At 58.5% G+C, this 446-nt stretch carries 1 protein-coding gene; it reads right to left on the reverse strand.

Features of this window, described 5'->3' with window-relative positions:
• Window positions 1-56: 56 nt before the first annotated feature.
• Window positions 57-296 carry a hypothetical protein gene (locus tag D3D02_RS19875; RefSeq protein ID WP_004058988.1) on the reverse strand — a complete coding sequence of 80 codons (240 nt, stop codon included), beginning with the start codon at window positions 294-296 and terminating at the stop codon, window positions 57-59.
• Window positions 297-446 lie beyond the last annotated feature (150 nt).

Raw genomic sequence — 446 nt, forward strand, 5'->3', positions numbered from 1 at the left:
TCACTACCGAAGGGGCGACTCTCACGAGACTCACTAAATCGACTCCGAAAACACCGCTATGCGTCTTTCGCGTAACCCATCTTCATCACGCACGTCCGCATTCCCTCCTCGTCTTCGTGTTTGTGGAGCGTCGTCGGCGTGTCACAGTAGAAGGTCGTCCCGTCGTGCCGGAGTGTCACTTCGTGGATACCGCCGAGCATCTCCGCGCGGACGATGATACGACGACCCTCGCGAAGCGCGTCGAGAATTTCGTCTGCGGTCAGTTCACCGGACTCGATTCGGAGCGGCTCGGGCATACCCCTACATCACAGGCGAGCCGTATCAGTATTATCGATGTCAGACATGTGTGCGCGCCAAAAACCAGACCGCGCCGTAAGGACGAAATCGGTCCGCGGTTCTCCGAGGTACTCGCCGCTCAGTTCGTCGTGGATTTCGACCGCTGTTCG

The sequence above is a fragment of the Halobellus sp. Atlit-38R genome, assembly GCF_003665925.1.
GTDB classification, from domain to species: Archaea; Halobacteriota; Halobacteria; order Halobacteriales; family Haloferacaceae; genus Haloquadratum; species Haloquadratum inordinatus.

Excerpts from the sequence above, each read along its gene's own strand:
- D3D02_RS19875 (WP_004058988.1), bottom strand. The coding sequence starts at position 296 with ATGCCCGAGCCGCTCCGAATCGAGTCCGGTGAACTGACCGCAGACGAA.